The 15,237-nt window shown below is 46.4% G+C and carries 11 protein-coding genes and 1 tRNA gene; 6 read left to right on the top strand and 6 right to left on the bottom strand.

The features are described 5' to 3' along the window. Positions 1-63 precede the first annotated feature (63 nt). A tRNA-Ser gene (locus tag RH46_RS17185) sits at positions 64-154 on the top strand. 269 nt (positions 155-423) lie between these two features. On the opposite strand, the gene gepA is transcribed toward RH46_RS17185, so the two are convergent. The 4 genes from gepA to glnA form a co-directional block, all read right to left on the bottom strand. Next, the gene (gene gepA / locus RH46_RS17190; RefSeq protein ID WP_006880788.1) at positions 424-2,958 is read right to left on the bottom strand and encodes a phosphodiesterase GepA; all 2,535 of its coding nucleotides are present in this window, start codon (positions 2,956-2,958) and stop codon (positions 424-426) included. Positions 2,959-3,099: 141 nt separating this feature from the next. Then, positions 3,100-4,503, bottom strand: coding sequence for a nitrogen regulation protein NR(I) (glnG, locus tag RH46_RS17195; protein WP_006880789.1), 1,404 nt, complete (start codon positions 4,501-4,503; stop codon positions 3,100-3,102). Positions 4,504-4,537: 34 nt separating this feature from the next. After that, positions 4,538-5,584, bottom strand: a complete 1,047-nt coding sequence (gene glnL, locus RH46_RS17200; protein WP_006880790.1) for a nitrogen regulation protein NR(II) — start codon at positions 5,582-5,584, stop codon at positions 4,538-4,540. A 356-nt stretch (positions 5,585-5,940) separates the two neighbouring features. Continuing rightward, complete coding sequence (gene glnA, locus RH46_RS17205) at positions 5,941-7,350, bottom strand: glutamate--ammonia ligase (protein ID WP_006880791.1); 1,410 nt, start codon at positions 7,348-7,350, stop codon at positions 5,941-5,943. 479 nt (positions 7,351-7,829) lie between these two features. Between glnA and typA the strand changes: the two genes are divergently transcribed. Beyond that, entirely contained in the window at positions 7,830-9,659 is a 1,830-nt protein-coding gene (gene typA / locus RH46_RS17210) for a translational GTPase TypA (RefSeq protein WP_006880792.1), read from the top strand. Between the two features lie 68 nt (positions 9,660-9,727). Then, positions 9,728-10,270 (top strand): AAA family ATPase, encoded by a 543-nt coding sequence (locus tag RH46_RS17215; RefSeq protein WP_006880793.1) that lies wholly within the window; start codon positions 9,728-9,730, stop codon positions 10,268-10,270. A 29-nt stretch (positions 10,271-10,299) separates the two neighbouring features. Here the strand turns inward: RH46_RS17215 and RH46_RS17220 are convergent, their stop codons facing one another. Continuing rightward, positions 10,300-10,941, bottom strand: a complete 642-nt coding sequence (locus RH46_RS17220; RefSeq protein ID WP_006880794.1) for a DUF2959 domain-containing protein — start codon at positions 10,939-10,941, stop codon at positions 10,300-10,302. A 35-nt stretch (positions 10,942-10,976) separates the two neighbouring features. On the opposite strand from RH46_RS17220, the gene RH46_RS17225 reads away from it, so the two are divergent. From RH46_RS17225 to RH46_RS17235, 3 genes are read left to right on the top strand one after another with little or no spacing between them, the layout of a single operon-like run. Then, positions 10,977-11,918 carry a virulence factor BrkB family protein gene (locus tag RH46_RS17225; protein WP_420895502.1) on the top strand — a complete coding sequence of 314 codons (942 nt, stop codon included), beginning with the start codon at positions 10,977-10,979 and terminating at the stop codon, positions 11,916-11,918. Further along, positions 11,890-12,324, top strand: coding sequence for a D-aminoacyl-tRNA deacylase (gene dtd, locus RH46_RS17230; protein WP_006880796.1), 435 nt, complete (start codon positions 11,890-11,892; stop codon positions 12,322-12,324). The genes RH46_RS17225 and dtd overlap by 29 nt, the downstream gene beginning before the upstream one ends. A 50-nt stretch (positions 12,325-12,374) precedes the next feature. Continuing rightward, positions 12,375-13,310, top strand: a complete 936-nt coding sequence (locus RH46_RS17235; RefSeq protein ID WP_006880797.1) for a bifunctional GNAT family N-acetyltransferase/hotdog fold thioesterase — start codon at positions 12,375-12,377, stop codon at positions 13,308-13,310. Here the strand turns inward: RH46_RS17235 and RH46_RS17240 are convergent. Beyond that, positions 13,268-15,217: an AsmA family protein gene (locus RH46_RS17240; protein ID WP_006880798.1), complete on the bottom strand. Its 1,950-nt coding sequence runs from the start codon at positions 15,215-15,217 to the stop codon at positions 13,268-13,270. The two genes, RH46_RS17235 and RH46_RS17240, sit on opposite strands and share 43 nt — an antisense overlap. Between the last annotated feature and the right edge of the window lie 20 nt (positions 15,218-15,237).

Consider the following 15,237-nt stretch of genomic DNA (forward strand, 5'->3'; position numbering starts at 1 on the left):
ATCGTTACCCGTAGATACGTGTAACAACATCATCAGTGTACTAATCTGACGATGACAATTTGTGGAGAGATGGCTGAGTGGTTGAAAGCACCGGTCTTGAAAACCGGCATACGTTAATAGCGTATCTAGGGTTCAAATCCCTATCTCTCCGCCACATTCGAAAAGCCCGTTGCTAACGCAACGGGCTTTTTGCATTTTAGAACGAGAACGGACTTCGTCCTGCGAGAATTTAGAACGGGCTGCGCCCTTCGAGAGGTGCACGTTATAGATGCTGAGTAGGTATCTGATGCAAAGTTTTTTGTTAGGGACTTACGTCTATAATCCAGAAAAAAAGGTTGACGCATTCACGTCAACCTTCCCATATTTTCTCGCTTCTCGCTTCTCGCTTCTCGCTTCTCGCTTCTCGCTTCTCGCTTCTCGCCTCTAACTCACCAAATGCGTCGGCCACTCTTCATAAGGAACAGGTCTGCTGTATAAGAACCCCTGGCCTAGAGGGCAACCAAGTTGAGTGAGTAGATGTACCTGCTCATCGGTTTCAATCCCTTCAGCGACAATGTTCACTCGCATGCCTCGGGTCATATTCACGATGGCGGCTACTATCGAAGTGTCGAGGTTGTTTGGGTCCATACTATTAACGAAGGCGCGATCGATCTTCAGGCAATCAAAAGGCAATTTATGTAGGTAAGCAAGAGAGCTGTATCCGGTGCCGAAATCATCAATAGCGATTTTGACACCAAGATCCCGGATAGCCTGTAAGTTTTGGATCGTCACAGAGTCGTTATCGACAATGCGTGATTCGGTGATTTCTAGAGTAAGATTGCCCGGATTTAAGCCTGACTGAGTTAAGATTTTCTGCAGAGTGGTAATGAAATCAGGCTGTGAGAGTTGGTTGACGGAAAGGTTCACATGCATATCAAACGAAGCGTCCCACTTTCCTTCTTTAATCCCTTTTGCGGTGTCGTTACAAGCTTGCGTAAGGATATCTTCTCCAATCGCTCCAATTAAGCCACTCTCTTCAGCTAAGGGGATGAATTCGATCGGTGGTAATAAGCCCGATGACGGTGAAAGCCACCTTGCCAGAGCTTCAGCACCAACAATTTGACCACTATTTAGGTCGACCAGGGGTTGGTAAAAAGGTAAGAATTCTTTGTGTTCGATGGCATCTTTGATTTTTGCCAGCATCAAGGTTCGCTTGCGAGAAATATCTGCCATCTCAGAACGATAGTAGCTGATACTTGTTGCGTCATGTTTGGCGTTGCTAAGTGCGATGCTACCACTTCGGAGCCATACCGTCATATTTGAGTCCGGCCCGTTTTCAACGACACCTACAGAAGCGCTAACCACTATGCTTTCATGTTCGATAACAAATGGTGAAGCAAACATCTCGACAATTCTATTTGCCAACTCTTTTGAATCCCGCTCGTCCAGCTGTTCTGGAATATAGATGGCGAACTCGTCACCACCCACCCGGGCTAGGTAGTGTTGATTAATAAGCAGCGACTTGAGCCGACCTGATATGGCGGTAAGAATTTGATCGCCTAAGCCGTGACCGAGACTATCGTTGATATCGCGGAATTTGTTGATGCCTACCAGCAGCAAGGTACCATCAAGTTTGTTTAGAGCATCGCAGGTCTCAATCAGACCTTCACGGCTGTAAAGCTTGGTCAGCGAGTCATAGAGTAACTGAGATCGTAAGGCGCGGAATGATGCTTTCAAGTTGTTAGCCATTTCATTGAAAGCGAACACTAGCATTGAGGTTTCGTAGATACTGCCAGCTTGAGGCATATGGCTGTCCCAATCGCCTTTAGCGAGCTGCTTTGCCGCTGCTGCGGTAGACGTTATTGGTGTCACAATCTGATTAAACGCTAACAAGCCAATCACGATACCAGTGAAGCTGGCGATTAAGCCGATTACCCAGCTATTTCTTTGGCTTTCCGGGAGTTTACCTAGTAAGTGGGATTCGGAAATTGCGACCCCAATGTACCATTTCAAACCGTGCTCATCGGTATAGGGAGTGAGGTGGTTAAAGTAACGTTCACCGTCGAGGTCTAATGCAAATCGTTGGGTCTGATCAAGATTGAAAAATTCTTGTGAGACTGAGTATTCAGCATTGGCCTTGACGATAGGGTTTGAACTTTCGGTTGCTAACAGTCGCTCGCCTTTTTTGCTCAATGTTGTTCCCCAAGAGACAACACTGCCACTGGTAGATTTGGCCACAAGCCGTTTTTTGTCATCGACGATATAAATAACGGCGTTGGTATGCTGTTGTTGCTGTCTAAGGAAGGTGTTGAAGGTATCGATTTTGATGTCGGTAACGACGACCCCCTGGAACTCTTGTTCGTAGAACACTGGGGTTAAGGCAGATAGGGTGATCTCTTGTCGTTCGTCTGCATTGGCATAGATAGAAGACCACATTGGCACTAATGACTGTGCAACGGGAGCATACCAAGGTCTGATCCTCGGGTCGTAATTTTCTATTACTGAGCGAATCTCCTCGTTGAGCTCCTCGCCTCTATAGATGACTAAATTATAATCGGTGCGCGCATCTTGAACCATTAAGGTGTAGTCACTATTCGACTCTTTGCGAAAGCCTATATACTCTGCAGTTTCACCACCGAACCCTATTACATCGAGCTGAGGAAAGGTGTGGTAGAGGTGGCGGAATGCGGTTAGGAAATATTGCTCAATGTCGGAGGTATCACCTGAGCGATAAAGTCGGTTAAAGCCTATTGAGTGACTGAGAGCTAAACTGGCCTGAAAGGGTTGATTAAGAAAGTTATTGAGTTCGAGCGTTACGTTTTCCGTCAGTGCTGATAACTGTTTATCGCTGATGTCAGAAACCATCTCTTCATAGCTGTTCTTCTGGACAGAGATTATCACGCCGACTGTAAAGATAAATATCAATACAAAGGGCAGCACAACAGCGGTTCTGAGGGTGATTTTCGTCTTCGCTTTCATTCGACCCCTTGTGCACTTTCTGATTAATAAAGGCGAGTGTTAGAGGGTTAAAAAGGTGATTACCTGAAACATTTAACCTGCCCAGCAAGATCAAATAGCAGCAATCACCTTGAATCGCTAAGGTGGTTAAGCGATGGTTTGTTAGTAAAGCTCTTTTAGTTTACGAGTGAGCGTATTACGTCCCCAGCCTAAAACTTTCGCTGCATCTTGTTTGTGGCCATTGGTATGTTCTAAGGCCGCTTCCAAAAGTATACGCTCAAATTCAGGAAGTGCGTAAGAAAGTAGCTCGGTATCTCCTTGAGATAGGGAGCTCTTTGCCCAGCTTGCTAATTGTTGTTGCCAAGAACCGGACGCACTGATATCGCTGTGTTTTTTCTCTTCGAGTAATTCTCCTGGTAGATCTCCCGGAAGAATTTCTGAGCCACTTGCCATTACGGTCAGCCAGCGACAGATGTTCTCTAACTGACGTACGTTGCCCGGCCAGTCCAGACGGTTAAGTGTCTCAACCGTATTAGGGTGGAGAGTTTTAACATCGACGCCTAACTCCTCAGCGGCTAATGCCAAAAAGTGCAGGGTGAGTTTTTCAATGTCCTGCTTACGTTCACGTAACGCTGGGATCTGAATTCGAATTACATTCAGGCGGTGAAACAAGTCCTCACGAAAGTCCCCTTTAGTGACTAGCTGTTCCAGATTCTGGTGGGTTGCAGCAACAATGCGTACATCTACTTTTATTGGTGAGTGACCACCAACGCGATAGAACTGTCCGTCTGCTAACACACGTAGTAAGCGAGTTTGAATATCGAGTGGCATGTCACCAATCTCATCCAGAAACAGTGTGCCTCCGTTGGCTTGTTCAAAACGTCCCTGACGGACGCTGTTCGCCCCGGTAAAGGCTCCTTTTTCATGACCAAACAGCTCAGATTCAATCAAATCTTTTGGAATCGCTGCCATGTTAAGTGCGATGAAAGGTTTACTTGCACGAGGACTATGGCGATGTAAGGCGTGAGCGACCAGCTCCTTACCCGTTCCGGACTCGCCATTAATCAACACTGAGATAGAGGAACGCGAAAGTCGACCAATTGCGCGAAATACCTCCTGCATTGCAGGCGCTTCACCAATGATCTCTGGAGGAGTGTAATCATCATCTGCCAGTGAGGCTTGCTCTTGCTTCTGTTCGTGACTGTGGGTGATAGCACGCTCTACCAGCGTTAGGGTTTCATCAACATCAAAAGGCTTAGGCAGGTATTCAAAAGCGCCTTTCTGATACGCATTTACCGCTGCATCAAGATCTGAGTGAGCCGTCATGATGATCACTGGTAGCTCTGGAGAGCGTTGATGTACCTGCTTAAGCAGTTCAATCCCATCGATGCCTGGCATACGAATATCTGAAACGAGTACATCGGGAGTCTCTCGCTCTAGCGCCATTAAAACACTTTCAGCATCTGCAAAGGTTTCACATTTTATGTTGGCAGACGATAGAGTCTTCTCCATCACCCAACGGATTGAGCTGTCATCATCAACAACCCAGACGTATCCTTTACTCATATTGATTTCCTTGCAGCAACATTACTCACCTGGCTTAAATGGGTAAGTAAATAGTAAATGTGGTTCTTCCAGGCCAGCTCTCAACGTCTATCTTGCCTTGGTGTTGGTCTATTAAGTTTTGTGCGATCGATAGACCCAATCCTGTCCCCCCTTCTCTGCCACTGACCATAGGGTAGAAAAGAGTATCTTGCAGGTCGGCTGGAATGCCCGGACCGTTATCAGTAATTTCTATTCTTGCGGCGAGCTTACAGCGCTGACCGTGAATATTGGCTTGATGCACCGTTCTGGTGCGAATGACAATTTCGCCATTCTGTTGTCCTTTAAGGATCTGTCCTGCGTTACTCACAATGTTGAGTAGTGCCTGTTCAATCTGGTCTGAATCCATCAAAATCTCTGGCAGACTCGGATCGTAATCGCGTTCAATACTGACACTTTGGTTGGCTTCTAAATCAACTAACTGGCGGACTTTCTCCAGAATCAGATGGAGGTTTTCAGGCTGCTTCTTACCCGGTTTTTGAGGACCAAGTAATCGATCAACCAATGCTCTTAACCGGTCAGCCTGCTCGATAATTATTTGGGTGTACTCCGCTAGACTTGGATCCGGCAGTGTTCGCTCCAATAACTGAGCTGCACCGCGTAATCCGCCGAGAGGGTTTTTAATCTCATGAGCAAGCCCTCTAACCAATAGCTTAGCGGCCTGTTGTTGAGCATGCTGATTGAGCTCTTGAGATAGGCGGCGCTGTTGACCAATCTTTCTCATCTCAACCAATAGCATTAACTCTTTGTTCCAGGAGATCGGGCTAACGGTCACTTCAAGCATGAGAGGCTTGCCATCGACAACAAAGGTGACATCGCTGTCGGTGATACTTTGTCCGCTCTGCAGCGGCTGTGATAACAGAGCCAGATCCATAGAAGCATGTTGGATTAGGTGTGATAACGGGTGATCGACAATTCGCTTAGCACTTTGAGAAAACAACTGCTCAGCTGCAGGGTTGGCATACTTCACCTGTAGCGACTCATTCATAATCAGAATTGCGGTCACCTGGTGATTTAAAATAATGTCATTGAGTTCGCTATCCACTGCTTTCTCCCCATCCTTGAACTTGAATTGTGCAATGCACCAAAATGGTGCGGTTAATAATTCAAGTATGGCGCATTCATTATAAGAACTGAAGCTAAATAGCACCGTATACTGGGCTTTTGGTGTCGATTTAGCTCAACTACTCGCTACCTTGATAGCAAATACACCGTTATCGTTATCTATAATGCAATAAGCTTGCCGCCTATAAGCTATTGAATTACAAAAGAGTGATGGGTTATCAAATGACTAGAACTGCGTTTGTTAACTCACCATTTTGGTTCAGATAATAAAAAGGCTCGCCGAGTGGCGAGCCTTAATCTTGTCTATGGCAACATTCTGTTGCGCACTAAATTCGATTATACAGAGTAGTACAGTTCGAACTCTAGTGGGTGCGTAGTCATGTTTACTTTCTCTACGTCCTGAGACTTAAGGTCGATGTATGAATCGATAAAGTCATCAGAGAATACACCGCCAGCAGTTAGGAACTCACGGTCAGCATCCAGTTCAGCTAGAGCGTCTTTTAGTGAGTAAGCCACTGTTGGGATCTCTGCAGCTTCTTCAGCTGGTAGATCGTAAAGGTCTTTATCCATTGCTTCGCCTGGGTGGATCTTGTTCTTAATACCGTCAAGACCAGCCATTAGCATTGCTGCAAAGCATAGGTATGGGTTAGCTGCTGGGTCACCGAAACGAACTTCGATACGACGTGCTTTAGGGCTTGGTACCACTGGGATACGGATAGAAGCAGAACGGTTACGCGCTGAGTAAGCAAGCATAACTGGTGCTTCGAAGCCTGGTACAAGACGCTTGTACGAGTTAGTTGATGGGTTAGCAAATGCGTTGATTGCACGAGCGTGTTTGATGATACCACCGATGTAGTAAAGCGCCATTTCAGATAGACCGCCGTACTTGTCACCAGCAAATAGGTTAACACCGTCTTTTGCCAGAGATTGGTGAACGTGCATACCAGAACCGTTATCACCAACAAGTGGCTTAGGCATGAATGTCGCAGTCTTACCAAATGCGTGTGCAACGTTGTGTACAACGTACTTGTAGATTTGGATTTCGTCAGCTTTCGTAGTTAGCGTGTTGAAGCGCGTTGCGATTTCGTTCTGACCAGCAGTCGCTACTTCGTGGTGGTGTGCTTCAACTACAAGGCCCATTTCTTCCATGATTAGACACATAGCAGAACGGATGTCTTGTGAAGAATCAACTGGAGCTACTGGGAAGTAACCACCTTTAACGCCTGGACGGTGACCTTTGTTACCTTCTTCGTAGTCAGAACCTGTGTTCCAAGCCGCTTCTACGTCGTCAATCTTGAAGAATGAACCTGACATGTCAGTTGCGAACTTAACATCGTCAAATAGGAAGAACTCTGGCTCAGGACCGATAAGTACTGTGTCAGCAACACCAGTAGAACGCATGAAGTCTTCAGCGCGCTTAGCGATTGAGCGTGGGTCACGGTCGTAGCCTTGCATTGTAGCAGGCTCTAGAATGTCACAACGTAGGTTAAGCGTTGCATCTTCAGTGAATGGGTCAAGAACAGCAGATGATGCGTCTGGCATCATTACCATGTCTGATTCGTTGATGCCTTTCCAGCCAGCAACAGAAGAACCATCGAACATCTTACCTTCTTCGAAGAAGTCTGCGTCGATTTGGTGAGCAGGGATAGAGATATGTTGCTCTTTACCCTTTGTATCTGTAAAGCGTAGGTCAACAAACTTAACTTCGTTTTCTTGGATCAGCGATAGAACGTTTTCTACTGACATCTTGGATAACCTCCAGTGTTATTAAAGCGGTATAGCTCGATTCATTTAATTAAATCCAGCATTGATTAATTTCGTTTCAATCGTATTAATCGATGCTGATTTTATTAAAGCCAAAACCGTGCCAAAAAAATTAATCCATTAATTTCAATTAATTAGAGCGTTGGTGTTTAGTTTGGTGCACCAAAATGATCCTGCATTGCACCTGATTGGTGCATTGGTATAGTGTTGCACCAAGAGTAAACAAAATCGTGTTCCATTCAGCCCAGTTTTGCTATCGATGTCAATCGGGATTTGGTCTTACTCAGAGTGATTTAGCGTTTCTTAGAAAAATATCTGCTGAAATGCAGCGAATCAGATCACATATTTCTGGGTTTTTCGCTAGAATCTGGTACATTATGGCCGTTTTTTTAATCAAGTAAGTGCGCTATTGAAAACTGAGTTTTTATAAGCGGGCTTCTTCTATCGAGCGAATCAAATCCATGGCTACTCCACAGATTGATAAATTAAGAAATATCGCGATCATCGCGCACGTTGACCACGGTAAAACAACACTGGTTGATAAACTACTACAGCAATCAGGTACTTTAGAGTCTCGCGGCGAAGCTGAAGAGCGAGTCATGGACTCAAACGACATCGAGAAAGAGCGTGGTATTACCATTCTTGCTAAGAACACAGCAATTAACTGGAATGACTACCGCATCAACATCGTAGATACTCCGGGACACGCGGACTTCGGTGGTGAAGTTGAGCGTATCATGTCGATGGTAGACTCTGTACTACTTATCGTTGACGCTGTTGACGGCCCAATGCCGCAAACTCGTTTCGTTACTCAAAAAGCATTTGCTCACGGTCTTAAGCCAATCGTTGTTATCAACAAGATTGACCGTCCGGGTGCGCGTCCTGATTGGGTTATGGACCAAGTGTTCGACCTATTCGACAACCTGGGTGCAACTGACGAACAGCTAGACTTTAAAGTTGTTTACGCTTCAGCACTAAACGGTTGGGCAACGAAAGAAGAAGGCGCAACTGCTGAAGACATGGAAGCGCTATTCGAAACTATCGTTGAAGAAGTAGCAGCACCAGAAGTAGACCTAGATGGTCCACTACAGATGCAAGTTTCTCAGCTAGACTACAGCTCTTATGTTGGTGTTATCGGTGTTGCTCGTGTAACTCGTGGTAGCGTTAAGCCAAACCAACAAGTAACTATTATCGGTGCAGACGGTAAGACACGTAACGGTAAAGTAGGTACTGTAATGGGTTACCTGGGTCTTGACCGTCACGAAGTTGAGCAGGCAAATGCTGGTGACATCATTGCGATTACTGGTCTTGGTGAGCTGAAGATTTCAGACACTATCTGTGCTCAAAATCAGGTTGAAGCACTTCCGGCTCTATCTGTTGATGAACCAACAGTAACAATGACGTTCCAGGTGAACACTTCTCCGTTCGCTGGTAAAGAAGGTAAGTTCGTGACTTCACGTAACATCCTAGAGCGTCTAGAGAAAGAACTGGTACACAACGTTGCACTACGCGTAGAGCAAACAGACGATCCAGACAAATTCCGCGTATCAGGTCGTGGTGAACTTCACCTGTCTATCCTGATCGAAAACATGCGTCGTGAAGGCTTTGAACTAGCGGTATCTCGTCCAGAAGTAATCATCAAAGAAGAAGATGGTCAGCTAATGGAACCGTTCGAAACTGTAACTATCGACGTTATGGAAGAGCACCAGGGCGGTATCATGGAGAACATCGGCCTACGTAAAGGTGAGCTGAAAGATATGTCTCCAGATGGTAAAGGCCGTGTACGTATGGACTTCGAAATGCCATCTCGTGGTCTAATCGGTTTCCAGACTGAGTTTATGACGCTGACTTCTGGTTCTGGTCTTCTTTACCATACATTTGATCACTACGGCCCACACAAAGGCGGTAACATCGGTCAACGTGTAAACGGCGTACTAATCGCGAACGCGATGGGTAAAGCTCTTACTAACGCACTGTTCAACCTTCAGGAGCGTGGTCGTCTATTTATCGGTCACGGTGTTGAAGTTTACGAAGGCATGGTTATCGGTATTCACAGCCGTGATAACGACCTGACAGTAAACGCACTGAAAGGTAAGCAGCTAACAAACGTTCGTGCTTCTGGTACAGATGACGCGCAGGTACTTACTCCGCCAATCAAGATGACTCTTGAGCAGGCTCTAGAATTCATCGATGACGACGAACTAGTAGAAGTAACGCCAGAAAGCATCCGTATCCGTAAGAAGTTCCTAACGGAAAGCGATCGTAAGCGCGCTTCACGTTCAGCGAAGTAATCTGTAACGGATTAAGTTGATAAGCCCTGAGCAATGCTCGGGGCTTTTTTTATCTGGATATTGTCACCATGAAGCCGATTATTATTACCGGTGGGCCCGGAGCGGGTAAAACCACCTTACTGAATGCGTTGGGAGAGCAAGGTTACGCAACTTTTGCTGAGGGCTCACGCACTTTAATCGAGCAACAAAGTCAGTTGGACAATGGCATTCTGCCCTGGATCAATCTGCCTGCGTTTGCTCAGTTATGTCTCGATCTGATGGCTAAGCAGAAAAACGAGGCACTAAACCATCCGGTTGCGTTCGTTGACCGAGCGATTGCAGATATTATTGGCTATCTGAAAGTGGCTGGTTGTGAAGTTCCATCGGAATTTGCTACACAAAGCGCTGGCTATCATCCTAAGGTATTCTTTTGCTGTCCTGAGGAACCCATCTATGTTCAGGACGAAGTGCGCCCTCATAGCTTTGAGGAAGCATTAGAGATACATCGGATATTGGCCGAGACCTACACTGAGTTAGGTTATCAAGTGGTGGATGTGCCATGGGCAAGTGTAACGGAGAGAGTGACGTTTGTTGCCAAGCAGCTGGCTCTGAGTGGTGAGACTGTAAACTAAAACCTCCTCACGAGGAGGAGGTTTATCAATTATTTTTGGCTTAGCTTCTGCAGGAACTTGTCTGATTCTGCAATGGCAGCATTCATCTGCTTAATCGCGTACTGAATATCTTGTTCCAGGCTGGTGAACTCACCTTGCAGGGCGCCAATAGCACTGGCATTGAGGTTATGCTTCAAATAGAGAGTGTTATCACGCAGTGTGTTTAGCACGGGTGTCATCTTATCTTCAGCTCGCTTCATTGCTGATAACATCGTTTTGTACGAGCGTTGTGTCTCTTTTAGTTTTTGCTCACTGGCACGACGAAGCTTACTGCTAGTGTACAGGTCGAGTTCGCTTTGCCATTCGGCAAACAGGGCGTCAGAAACATCTTCAATCGCCGCAATTCGGTCACTCACTTCTTGTGCTGCTTTCTCGCTATCCTGATACTTGTCGTTAATCTGGTTATAAACCGTTTCCAGTTCACCACCATCAAAGTTGGTTAGTGCTGAGAGAGCTTCCAGTGCACTGGTAAATTCTTGTTGGGCATCTTGCTGTGACTCTTTCGCATCCTCAACGCGATCCACCATAATGTCGCGTTTGTGGTAGCCTACCTGTTCCATTGCAGAGTAATAGGCTGATTGACACCCGGTTAAGGTAAAAATCGACAATACAATAGCCAGTAAGTACGGCATGATGTGTTCCTTTCCTTTAGAATTAGAACGTTAGGATGACTGAGTTAGTTAGGAGATACAAGTTGAAAATCGAACCATTGATTAGGCAAGCAGTGTTATTTGCACGCTATCTGCTGACCCGCATGGGTCACGATAGAGTCAATGTTAATGCTGGCTATCTTGCTTACATTACTTTGCTATCGATTGTGCCTATGCTGACGGTGTTGCTTTCCGTTTTGTCCTCCTTCGCAATTTTTGAAAATGCTGGCGATGCGATTCAGGATTTCGTTATTACCCACTTTGTTCCGGCCGCTGGTGATGCGGTCAAAGGCGCTTTGCTGGAGTTTGTTGCTAATACCGGCAAGATGAGTGCTGTGGGTGGTGCATTTCTGTTTGTCGCCGCGCTGATGTTGATTTCTAACATTGATAAAAACCTAAACTATATTTGGCGGGTTAAGCACAAGCGCCGTGCTGTATTTTCTTTCTCAATGTACTGGATGGTGCTGACCCTTGGTCCAATCTTAGTTGGCGCAAGTATTGCGGCAACTTCGTATGTGACCTCGTTGAAGATCCTTGAGAGTGAAGCCATCTCCGGCCTCTATAACCAATTATTGCGTTGGTTGCCGTTCTTATTATCTTTCTTCGCCTTTGTCGGACTTTACCTGCTGGTACCAAATAAAAAGGTGCGGATTTCCCATGCTATGGTCGGCGCTATCATCGCGGCACTATTGTTTGAAGCGAGCAAAAAAGGCTTTGCTGCCTACATTACCCAGTTCCCTTCTTATCAATTGATTTATGGAGCCCTGGCGGCGATTCCGATCTTATTTGTCTGGGTTTATCTGTGCTGGCTAATCGTATTGGTTGGTGCTGAGGTTACTGCTGCACTGGGAGAAAGAGAGCAGTGGAGTGAGCCGACAGAAGTGGTACACTCGACAAAAATTGAAGTAGAACCGTCAGAAGGAAAGCACAGTGATAGCCCTGATCCAAAGAGTGAGTGAAGCCGCAGTACGCGTAGATGGTGAAGTGGTTGGAGAGATAGACAAAGGTCTACTTGTGCTACTTGGGGTAGAGAAAGACGATGATGAGGCAAAGGCAAAACGCTTGATGGAGCGTGTGACCACTTATCGAGTATTTGGTGATGAAGATGACAAGATGAACCTCAACGTGAAGCAAGTTGATGGTAAAGTTTTGGTTGTATCGCAATTCACCCTGCCTGCTGACACTAAAAAAGGTACACGTGCGGGATTCTCTCGCGGCGCCCATCCAGCTGATGCAGAGCGATTGTATGAGTACTTCGCCGATCGTTGTGCAGAGGTACTGCCGACAGAGCGTGGACGCTTTGCCGCAGATATGAAGGTGTCGTTAGTTAATGACGGTCCCGTAACCTTCTGGTTGCAAGTATAATTATAAGGCTAGTGGGGAGACGCTAGCTGTCTCCATAGAAAAGGACTTTTATGTTTAAGCTGATCACGCCAAAAACAGAGAACCAACTCAACAAGTATTATCACTTTCGTTGGCAGATGCTAAGAGAGCCTTGGCGTATGCCTATCGGCTCCGAGCGTGATGAATATGACCCAATGAGTCATCACCGAATGATTGTTGATGGTCGCGGCCGTCCGATGGCAATTGGTCGTTTATACATTACTCCAGATAGTGAAGGTCAGATCCGCTACATGGCGGTGAAAGGCAACCGACGCAGTAAAGGTATGGGTTCACTCTTGCTCGTTGCCCTTGAATCTCTGGCACGTCAGGAAGGTGCTAAACGTCTGGTATGTAATGCCCGCGAAGATGCGATTTCTTTCTATGAGAAAAGTGGCTTTGAACGTCGCGGTGAGCTAACCGATGAACGTGGTCCTGTGCGTCACCAACAGATGGTTAAGCAACTTGACCCAATGGCTAATGTACTGCGTAAGCCTGAATGGTGTACTGAGCTACAAGAGCGATGGGAGCATCAGATCCCAATCAGTGACAAGATGGGCATCAAGATCAACCAGTATACGGGGTATCAGTTTGAGTGTAGCGCCCAGCTAAACCCTAACTTAAACCCGCATAACACTATGTTTGCGGGTTCGGCGTTTACTCTAGCGACTTTAACTGGCTGGGGAATGACCTGGCTATTGATGAAAGAGCGCAACCTGACCGGTGACATTGTGTTGGCTGATAGTCAGATTCGTTATCGCCACCCAGTGACTCAGAACCCGGTTGCGTCGACCTCTCTTGACGGTATTAGTGGCGACTTAGACCGCCTCGCCTCAGGACGTAAAGCCCGAATCGTTATTCATGTGACCATCTTCAGTGGCGATACAGCTGCAGTCGAGTTCATTGGCACTTATATGCTGCTGCCTGATTACAAAGCGGTACTGGGCCCTGAAGCAACGGCTGATTCTTGAGCATCTGAAGCCTGTGGTGATTGAGGTGATTTTTCACCGCAGGTCTGCTTAATCACATTGGCTTTACCTAATATATCTGACCAAAGCTCCTGACACGTTTGCTCACTTTTTAGTAGCAAGGTTGCAAATTGAGGTTTGGTTAGGTCTGCTTCTCCGGCTAACTGGGTCGTTCCCTCCTGCGCAGCAATCAAGATACGTCCCCGATCGGCGCGCAGCTTAATCTCGCCCAAATCAAAATTCTGTTCAAAGCTTTGCTCTCCATCGAAGCTGGAGGCGTTTAGCTGTGCCTGATGTAAGTTAGCGCTAATGTAGCCAGATAAGCTGTGGGATAACATAGAGTAATCACCAGACAGCCCTTTTAATTCCATTTCGACTTCTGCCAATCCTGTCAGGGAGAAGGGTAATTGTTGTTCTAGCAGATGATGCTGCAGAGGCAGACCATCGGCGTGCAATGAGACTTGCCAGGGGGAGCTGGCTGAGCGCCTGTCCCATCGACCTGATGCTTCAATATAACCCTGCTCTAAAGGAACAAATGCCCGGTCGAGGGTCAAGAGGCTGTTATCCGCATGAGCTTTAAGGTGGGCCTGAGTTGCGATTAACTTGTCGATACTCGCAGCATTTGCGCTTACCTCTAAGTTTCCGTCCAGCAAACCAAACTTGTTGTCTTGGATAAGAGTTAGTTGAGAGCCGTCGATATTAAGTCCTGAAACTTGCCAGTAGGGCAGCTTTTCTACCTGAATAAACTGAGCATTTTCCACTTTGAGTTGTTCAATCGTCAGATGGTTGAGCCTGTCAGTATTCTCTTTTAACGCAGGAAGTAACTGTTCGGTCTGTTCGAGCCATTTAATACCAGCAATTTTGAGTTGCTCCAGAGCGATCTGTGTTGGTGAAATTATTCCCTGAAGCTGGACTCGCCCTTGCTTGAAGTCAGCGTCAAACTCTTCAATTGCAACTTGTTGAGGTGTTAGTGCCAGTCGCGCTCTTGGCGAGAACAGCTGGATATGCTGATCACTGATACTCTCTGCGTCGAACGAGAGATAGCCATCGTTTTGCTGCCACAGCGAACCTTCCAGAGTAAGGTTTTCCAGTGACGCATCTAAACGTTCTAAACGCCAGTGAGCATAGTTAAAAGAGCTGTTGAGAATATCCAGACTATTGATGTGACTGATTGGCAGGCTGAGATTACCCAGCGTAGTGATCAATTGTTCTATCTGCTCGCTTTCAGGTAACGATAGCGAGTCGATGGTCACGTTAACCAGAGACCAGCCCTTTGCGTATTGTTCGGCTTGCCCGGAAAACGAAGCACCACGCCAGTTAAATGAACTACCAAAAATAGTGCTGTCTTGTGCGCGGTAACGCATATCAACTAATAATTTGTCGAGAGCTTCCCCCTGCATATAGAGCTGCTCTGCAGAAAGCTGGATATCGCCGTAGGGCAGAGTCTGCTGTGAAGATGACCAGATAGGCTGCTCTATTTGCAGATTAACGTCGCGAGCAGACCATTTGGGACCACTGATATCAACATGTTTCAATGCTAGCTGGTGGAGGGTAACACCACTAAATAACTCAGAGTTAAGCTGGCTAAGGTCAATAGTCGCGCCTTCGATAAGGATGGAATCAAATGAAAGCTTGTCATTTTGCCAAGGGAACTGGCTTAGCCACACAGTCAGCTTTGGTAGCGTCACTACCTGATCAAGGTGCTCAATCTCAACGTCACGAAGCTGCAGTTGAAATGGGGCACTATATTGTACTTCTGAGGCAATAACAGAGTAGGGCGTGAGTTTGTCTATTATCAGATTGACCGCTTTGGGCGCATATTGAGATTGCATCACGACATAGAGCGTTAACACAGATAGAGTGACAATACTGACAAGCAGGATACTCAGCAGCAAAAGTGCTTTTTTCACGATGAATCACGTCCCTTAAT

This window comes from Vibrio brasiliensis LMG 20546, assembly GCF_000189255.1.
GTDB lineage: Bacteria > Pseudomonadota > Gammaproteobacteria > Enterobacterales > Vibrionaceae > Vibrio > Vibrio brasiliensis.

Excerpts from the sequence above, each read along its gene's own strand:
- gepA (WP_006880788.1), bottom strand. The coding sequence starts at position 2,958 with ATGAAAGCGAAGACGAAAATCACCCTCAGAACCGCTGTTGTGCTGCCC.
- glnG (WP_006880789.1), bottom strand. The coding sequence starts at position 4,503 with ATGAGTAAAGGATACGTCTGGGTTGTTGATGATGACAGCTCAATCCGT.
- glnA (WP_006880791.1), bottom strand. The coding sequence starts at position 7,350 with ATGTCAGTAGAAAACGTTCTATCGCTGATCCAAGAAAACGAAGTTAAG.
- typA (WP_006880792.1), top strand. The coding sequence starts at position 7,830 with ATGGCTACTCCACAGATTGATAAATTAAGAAATATCGCGATCATCGCG.
- RH46_RS17215 (WP_006880793.1), top strand. The coding sequence starts at position 9,728 with ATGAAGCCGATTATTATTACCGGTGGGCCCGGAGCGGGTAAAACCACC.
- RH46_RS17220 (WP_006880794.1), bottom strand. The coding sequence starts at position 10,941 with ATGCCGTACTTACTGGCTATTGTATTGTCGATTTTTACCTTAACCGGG.
- RH46_RS17225 (WP_420895502.1), top strand. The coding sequence starts at position 10,977 with ATGACTGAGTTAGTTAGGAGATACAAGTTGAAAATCGAACCATTGATT.
- RH46_RS17235 (WP_006880797.1), top strand. The coding sequence starts at position 12,375 with ATGTTTAAGCTGATCACGCCAAAAACAGAGAACCAACTCAACAAGTAT.